Source organism: Paenibacillus validus NBRC 15382 (genome assembly GCF_004000985.1).
GTDB lineage: Bacteria > Bacillota > Bacilli > Paenibacillales > NBRC-103111 > Paenibacillus_G > Paenibacillus_G validus.
In genome coordinates this window covers 23,484-30,236 of record NZ_BIMH01000052.1, presented here as the reverse complement: position 1 = coordinate 30,236, position 6,753 = coordinate 23,484, and the positions used below count along the sequence as shown (strand labels likewise).

At 48.4% G+C, this 6,753-nt stretch carries 8 protein-coding genes; all 8 read left to right on the top strand.

Translation table 11 applies throughout. The features are described from left to right. Positions 1 to 92 precede the first annotated feature (92 nt). The 8 genes from PVA01S_RS22780 (at position 93) to PVA01S_RS22750 (ending at position 6,633) form a co-directional block, all read left to right on the top strand. Entirely contained in the window at positions 93 to 902 is an 810-nt protein-coding gene (locus PVA01S_RS22780) for an ABC transporter permease (protein WP_127609804.1), read from the top strand. Next, a complete protein-coding gene (locus tag PVA01S_RS22775; protein ID WP_127609802.1) occupies positions 892 to 2,061 on the top strand; it encodes an acyl-CoA dehydrogenase family protein in 1,170 nt (389 codons plus the stop codon). Before PVA01S_RS22780 ends, PVA01S_RS22775 begins: the two co-directional genes overlap by 11 nt. Before the next feature lie 95 nt (positions 2,062 to 2,156). Next, a complete protein-coding gene (locus PVA01S_RS27055) occupies positions 2,157 to 2,342 on the top strand; it encodes a hypothetical protein (RefSeq protein WP_218029660.1) in 186 nt (61 codons plus the stop codon). Beyond that, on the top strand, positions 2,323 to 2,589 hold the full coding sequence (locus tag PVA01S_RS27795; protein WP_218029659.1) for an amidohydrolase family protein: 267 nt from the start codon (positions 2,323 to 2,325) through the stop codon (positions 2,587 to 2,589). The genes PVA01S_RS27055 and PVA01S_RS27795 overlap by 20 nt, the downstream gene beginning before the upstream one ends. A gap of 240 nt (positions 2,590 to 2,829) precedes the next feature. After that, positions 2,830 to 3,264: a DUF441 domain-containing protein gene (locus PVA01S_RS22765; RefSeq protein WP_174817608.1), complete on the top strand. Its 435-nt coding sequence runs from the start codon at positions 2,830 to 2,832 to the stop codon at positions 3,262 to 3,264. Positions 3,265 to 3,604: 340 nt separating this feature from the next. Beyond that, on the top strand, positions 3,605 to 4,477 hold the full coding sequence (locus PVA01S_RS22760; protein ID WP_127609800.1) for a polysaccharide deacetylase family protein: 873 nt from the start codon (positions 3,605 to 3,607) through the stop codon (positions 4,475 to 4,477). Between the two features lie 69 nt (positions 4,478 to 4,546). Next, entirely contained in the window at positions 4,547 to 5,116 is a 570-nt protein-coding gene (locus PVA01S_RS22755) for an RNA polymerase sigma factor (protein WP_127609798.1), read from the top strand. Further along, entirely contained in the window at positions 5,113 to 6,633 is a 1,521-nt protein-coding gene (locus tag PVA01S_RS22750) for a DUF4179 domain-containing protein (protein WP_127609796.1), read from the top strand. The genes PVA01S_RS22755 and PVA01S_RS22750 overlap by 4 nt, the downstream gene beginning before the upstream one ends. The last annotated feature ends 120 nt before the right edge of the window (positions 6,634 to 6,753 follow it).

Here is a 6,753-nt window from a genome sequence, read left to right as displayed (position 1 = left end):
GGCAGAATGACCGGGGAGCTGGGAAGGGAAGCGTTCGCGCAGGAACACATCATGGACATGGCGTCACAGCATTGAAGCGGAGGAGAGGCGATATGGCACTGAACGAATTTTTTAGGAAATACGGCATATTTATCGTGCTGGCGCTATTGTTTATCTTGTTCTCATCCATGACGGAAGCATTCTTGACGATCAACAATTTGCTCAATATTCTGCGTCAGGTTTCGATGATGGGGATAGTCGCAGTCGGGATGTGCTTCGTCATGATTGCGGGGGGAATTGACCTCTCGGTCGGTGCGCAAATCTCCTTGGTCAGTATACTGACCTCTTGGCTGATGGTCCATGCAGAGGTGCACCCGGTATTGGCGGCGGTTGCCGGAGTGGCGGCGGCGACGCTGGTCGGGTTCGTCAACGGCTATCTGTGGGTGACGTTAAACATCCACCCGTTGATGATAACGCTGGCTACGATGACGATCGTGACGGGGCTAAGCAAAATGATCAGCGGGGGGATGTCCATCTTCGGGTTTGATAAATCGTTTAGGGTTCTCGGACAAGGCTATGTCGGAAGCATCCCGATCCCGGTCATTATACTGATTGTCGTAGCCCTGATCGGCAGCTTTATTCTGAATAAAACGTATTTCGGCCGATATGTGTATGCGCTTGGGGGCAATGAAGAAGCGGCGAGGCTGTCGGGAGTCAATGTCAAGCGAATGAGAATGATGCTCTTCTCCCTGGGCGGATTCATTACGGGCATCGCGGGTATCGTCCTCTTATCGCGTATGAACTCGGGCCAGCCGAACGCGGGGGCCGGGTTTGAGTTCGACGTATTGACGGCGGCGATTCTCGGCGGCATTAGCATCATGAGATTCATCTTACGAAATGGAGGAAGCTCAATTGCAATTTGAATTGAATGAAGAACAGCGAATGGTTCAAAGGACCGTTCGTGAGTTTGTCCAGAAGGAACTGTACCCGCTGGAACAAGACTATCTCCGCAATGACCGGGAGGGCAGGCCCGGTATTACAGAAGAGCAGATTCGAAAGCTCCAACTGAAGGCGAAAGAGGCCGGGTTTTGGGGGATTAATACGCCTGAGAAGTACGGCGGCGCAGATCTTGACCCGATCATGACGACAATCATCAATATTGAGCTCGCGAAAACTTTCATACCGTTTACGTTCGGCGGAGACGCGGACAACATCCTGTACAATTGCAATGAAGAACAGAAGAAGAAGTATTTGATCCCCGCCATTAACGGAGAGAAACGCGCTTGCTTTGCGTTGACAGAGCCGGGGGCCGGATCCGACGCTCGCAATATTAAAACCACCGCCGTGAAAGAAGGCAATGAATGGGTGTTGAACGGCGAGAAAGTATTTATCTCCCGGGGGCTTTATGCGGATTTTGCCATGGTGTTCGCCGTGACGGAGAAGGAGAAAGGCGGCAAGGGAGGCGTCACCTGCTTCCTCGTCGACCGCGATATGGGGTGGAGGTCCGAACAGATTCAAACGATGGATGACTGGGCGGTTGCCTCCCTCATTTTTGAGCATGTACGCGTGCCTGAAGAGAATATTCTGGGAGAGCTCGGCCATGGCTTCGAGCTTGCATTGAGCTGGATTACGATGGGACGGATAAAAATCGGAGCATGGTCGGTCGGCGCAGCGGAGCGTTTGCTCAGTATGGGTATCGAATATGCGAATGCCCGCGTCGCGTTCGGTAACGCCATCTCCGAGTATCAGGCGATCCAATGGATGATTGCCGACTCCGCTGTCGAAATCGAGGCTTCAAAGCTGCTCGTGCTGCAGGCGGCTTACATGGACTCAAAAAAGCGTGATGCCAGGAGACAGTATGCTTCGATCGCTAAATTGTTCGGTTCCAACATGGTCCATACGGTTGTGGACCGTGTGCTGCAAATTCATGGCGGAATGGGCGTCACCAAAGAATTGCCGATTGAACGATGGTACCGAACCGTGCGGAAATACCGCGTGTTCGAAGGAACGGATGAAATCCTTCGCCGGACGATTGCCCAGAACCTGATTAAAGAGCATGTAAAAGTCGGCGAATCGCTTTAACTTATTGTAAGCTCTGAACAAACTATCTGACGGAGGACAAATCGAAATACGAGATTTGGTGGACTTTCGGGTGGCCCTATGAAACGAGTGCGGCCATGGCCCGGCTAGTCTTCTCCGGCATCATGGATCGGCTGCCGCAGCTCAAGCTGCTGGCCCATCATATGGGGGCAATGGTTCCCTATTTCGAGGGGCGCGTAGGACCCGGGTGGGACCAGCTTGGCAAACGGACTTCCGATGAGGATTTAACGCTCGTTCTCAAGTTTGAAGCGGCGTCCTTTTGATTACTTTAAAGATTTTTATGCGGACACCGCCGTCTTCGGTTCGCGGGCGGCAACCCTATGCGGTCTCGAATTCTATGGCGCCGATAAAGTTTTGTTTGCCTCGGATTCGCCGTTCGATCCCGAAAAAGGGGTCGGTTATATTCGGGATACGATCACGGTTCTAAACTCAATAGATCTCTCCATGGAGGACCGGGAGAAAATATGCTACAGAAATGCTGAAAAATTGTTCGGTCTATCCGGCAAGTAAGGTCAATGGTTGCAGAGAAAAATAGCAGGCAGATTAAAGTGCACCCCTTAGAATAATCATTGGACAACCTCTTGGTGAATCCGATGCATGCTAAGGGGTACAATTTTTCATGGCGAATTTCTATCATCATTTGACTTCTGGAAGGGGAGGCTATTGATATCGTGAAACGATAAGCTTTATAATTCAACTATTAGCCTAAACAATGCGAGAAGGAGGTCGGCCGGGTTGCCTCAACTAGATATGCCAGCGTTCATGCTGATTCTGCTGGCTTTGCTTGGTGTCATCAGCCGCAACAGTTCCATTACGATTGCTGCCGTTGTGCTTTTGCTTATTCGTGTCGTCAATTTGCACCAAGCCTTTCCGTGGATTGAGAAGAATGGACTTTCGCTTGGCATCATAATCCTGACGATTGGCATTCTATCGCCTCTGGCCAGCGGCTCGATTAGCTTCAAGGAGCTCTACCAGTCCTTCCTGCATTGGAAATCGATCGCCGCCATCGCAGTTGGCGTGTTGGTAGCGTATTTAGGCGGACGCGGCGCTCATTTGATGTCCGGCAACCCTACGATCGTGACAAGTCTCGTCATTGGGACGATAATAGGCGTGGCCTTTCTAAAAGGCGTACCTGTTGGGCCGTTGATCGCTGCCGGAATATTATCGCTGCTGATCGGGAAATGACAAAAGAAATACCATTAATTCCAAGGGGGCGGCCGTGAGGCTGCCCTCTTCGCTAAGAGAAATTCATCCGATAGTGTATCTGTGAGAAAGCGCGGGGAAGGAGACCTGGGATCAAAAAGTATCCCGGAAATTATTGGACAAATCAAGGAAGAAATTCATGCTAAAAAATAAGGCTTTGAGAAGGCTACCGACTTAAATCGAGATCGGTAGCCTTTAGTATAATACGGTGAGCCTTTAGTTGTTCTGAAAGGATTTGTTTTCAGCGCCAATTTGAACCTTTCTGACTTTTCATACGCCTATTAATTGAACGCGCGTATCCAAGAATGAAGGGTTTTTGGTGATGAAAACGATTAATTATGTTATTTTTGGTATGGTTCTGATTGGAATGATGGCTGCTACCATGGGTTTGGATATGGAGAAGAGTTCGGCAAAAGCGATATATTACGAAGATAAGGCGATCGTATTGGTGTACCATGACGTTTGCAAAAATTTGAAATCTGGGGAGTCCAACTCGTCCACTGTGACTTCCGCTCAGTTCCAGGATCACTTGCAGATGCTGAACAATCGCGGATTTCATATCATTTCCATGGACGACTTTATTACATTTATGCTTCATGGGAAAAGCATCCCGCCGAATTCCGTAGTCCTTACGTTCGATGACGGCTATACATCTTTTTATACCGAGGCATTCCCCATATTGAGACGATTCGGAGCGCCTGCGTTCAATTTTATCGTGGGCATGACATCGGATTTGTTTAACCCCGATGCGGAGATGCATCTGAATTGGGAACAAATGCGTGAAATGAAAGCTTACGGCATGGGGTTCTACAATCATACTTACAATTTACACCGGACCGTTTCCGCGGATAGAACAGGCACCCAGAAGCCTGCACTGACAACAAGCATGTATTTGGAACAGAGACAAAGGCCCGAAACCGAAGAGGAGCATCGGAAAAGGATATTCAGCGATTTGTCATTCCTCGAAAAAAGATTTGAACAGGAAATCGGCAAACAGCATAAATTGTTGGCTTTTCCTTATGGCGCCTACAATGATGTCGTCTTGGAGGAAGGTGCCAAGGCGGGGATGGAACTGTTTTTTACGGTGGAGGAAGGTATCAATGAGCCCGGAAGTCGGATCGTCAAAAGGATCAATGCCGGAGAGCCGTATGTCTCCGCCGACTATCTTTGGAATCAGATGAAAAAATTTTTCTAGAAATGAGTTGAATTTTTGAACCGAATGTCTATTTGTTACGCCAAAGAGTATAGGGAAAGGAGTGACAGTATGGATTTGGAATCCGAGCGAAAGTTATTGGATGAAATACGACAAGGAAATAAAGAAGCGTTCCGTACTTTGGTGAATCCGTTGATTCCCGGGTCCTTCCGGTCCGCTTTAGCTATTCTAAAATCAAGGCATTTGGCGGAGGAAGCGGTGCAAAATTCGCTGGTCGACATGTATTCTTCAATCATGCAAGGGAAAGACATTCAGCATGTAGGGCGCTGGTTCAGCCGCGTCATTGTAAACCGGTCTATAGACATCACAAGGAAAGAACACAACCACAAGAACAATCAGGACATCGCCGAGCTGGATATTCAAGACATGTCGGTATCACCATTGGAGGATATTGTGAAGAAAGAGCAGTCCCAACGGCTTGTTAAGTCCGTTATGTCATTGGATCTGCAGCACCGGGTTGTGGTAGGGCTCTATTATTTTCAGGAGTTCAAAATTGAGGAGATCGCTGCCTTGCTGCAGATTAAAGAAGGAACGGTCAAATCAAGACTTTATCATGCCAGATTGAAGCTGAGCCAAATGCTTCATGTATCCCATCCGCAAGAAAAGGAGGTCCAGATATGAAAAGCGACCATGATCTGAAACGGAGCTTAGAACAAGCCTTCGATCGAGTTCCGGATTCGCTGTATCAATTTGTCGACGAATTGCCGGATCGCTTTGAGAAAGGCGAGTTTGAGCATACAATAGACCTCGCCGCAACTATACGCCGTTTTCCGCGATGGATGCCTTTTATGTCCAAAAGCGCTGCGGCTGCTGTAATTCTAGTCCTTATTTTTTCAGCAGGCGTGACCCTGTCACCAGCGTTTGCTTCATTCGTAAAAAAGGTGCCGGGTTTCGAAGTCGCCGTTGATTGGTTGACGCAAATCAGGGAGCGTGACGGCGTTCAAACGGCCGTCAATCATGGGTATATTCCGATCGAGCCGGTGACTGCCCAGTTAGGCGGAACAACGATCACGATCAGTGATATGTATTTGACGGATGAGGAGCTGTTATTTAAAGCGTTCATTCGCACCGATGAATTTGATGTGTCGGATAATCATACCCCGGTTCATCTCTTCATAAGTCCCGGGAATTTGCGCGGAGGCGGTTCGACCACGGCTTCTTCTATCGCTAGAACGACGGATGGCAGCAATACGCCGATCCGGCAAGACACTTATAAATATCAACTGGAGAATGGAGCCGCTGAACAGTTTCTGGCAAAGGGCGACCCGCTTACATTAAAAGTTAATAAAAGTACGCTCGACCGCGTGTTGAAACGATCGGAAATGAAGGAACTGGGCACGATTACAGTTCCTATTGATCCAAGCAAGCTACTGCACAATAAAGTTTATGAACCGAAACAAACGCTATCCTTCAGCGATTTGGATTGGAAGGAACTAACGCTGGAGAAGCTGACGATCCAGCCGACGACGATGAACGTCATTATGAAAGGTCAAATGGGATGGGATTTATATTTCCCTAGGGAAGATGACGCAGCTCCGTACTTAAAGGACGATAAAGGGAATGTGTATCGTTACGACCCGTCAGGTACGGGTATCATTCTGGAAGAAGGCAAGCAGCAGCTGCCTTTCTCATCATCGGTCTTCTTTGATCCGGGTGTCCGTATGTTGTATCTGCACATTGGGGAGCTTCGTGTTACTGAACGCGAACCAAGCGCCAGTTTCGAATTGTCGATGGATGACACGTTCCCCAAAACGGTTCGTTTTAAAAACCGGGATATCGTCATTGAAGGCGCCGAGTATCATCCGGAAGGATATATGCATTTGAAAATAAGAAAAGAGGCACCCGATCAACGATTTTTGGATGGCGTCTGGTTCGACATTGCTGAAAAAGAAGATATGACGGCCAAGTTTGATAAGGAGGATTTGGCAGCATACGAAGCGTTCACGAGTAAGCTGAACGAGCTCATGGAATCGCTAAATGCCAGCGGATTTGGAAGCGCAGAAGACTACAGGAATATGCCGTATCTCAGCGCCTACATTCTCGCGCCCAAGCTGGAGAAGTATACGATTACGATGTCCCGCGCTAACGATCGCATCGTTGTCAATAAAGATTATCCGATTCAGTTGAATACCAAGTAAGTTAGAAAACAGGGGTGGCCGTCCAGAACTTATTTTCGTGTTCTGGGCGGCCACTTTTTAATTTATGGGTTATCAATTAGCAACGCCTTGTTTACTAGTTCTTTATATGGGTTAAACACT

What these genes read in the sequence shown, in the direction of transcription:
- PVA01S_RS22755 (WP_127609798.1), top strand. Translation starts at nt 4,547, where the DNA reads ATGGATTTGGAATCCGAGCGAAAGTTATTGGATGAAATACGACAAGGA.
- PVA01S_RS22760 (WP_127609800.1), top strand. Translation starts at nt 3,605, where the DNA reads ATGAAAACGATTAATTATGTTATTTTTGGTATGGTTCTGATTGGAATG.
- PVA01S_RS27055 (WP_218029660.1), top strand. Translation starts at nt 2,157, where the DNA reads ATGGCCCGGCTAGTCTTCTCCGGCATCATGGATCGGCTGCCGCAGCTC.
- PVA01S_RS22780 (WP_127609804.1), top strand. Translation starts at nt 93, where the DNA reads ATGGCACTGAACGAATTTTTTAGGAAATACGGCATATTTATCGTGCTG.
- PVA01S_RS22765 (WP_174817608.1), top strand. Translation starts at nt 2,830, where the DNA reads ATGCCAGCGTTCATGCTGATTCTGCTGGCTTTGCTTGGTGTCATCAGC.
- PVA01S_RS22750 (WP_127609796.1), top strand. Translation starts at nt 5,113, where the DNA reads ATGAAAAGCGACCATGATCTGAAACGGAGCTTAGAACAAGCCTTCGAT.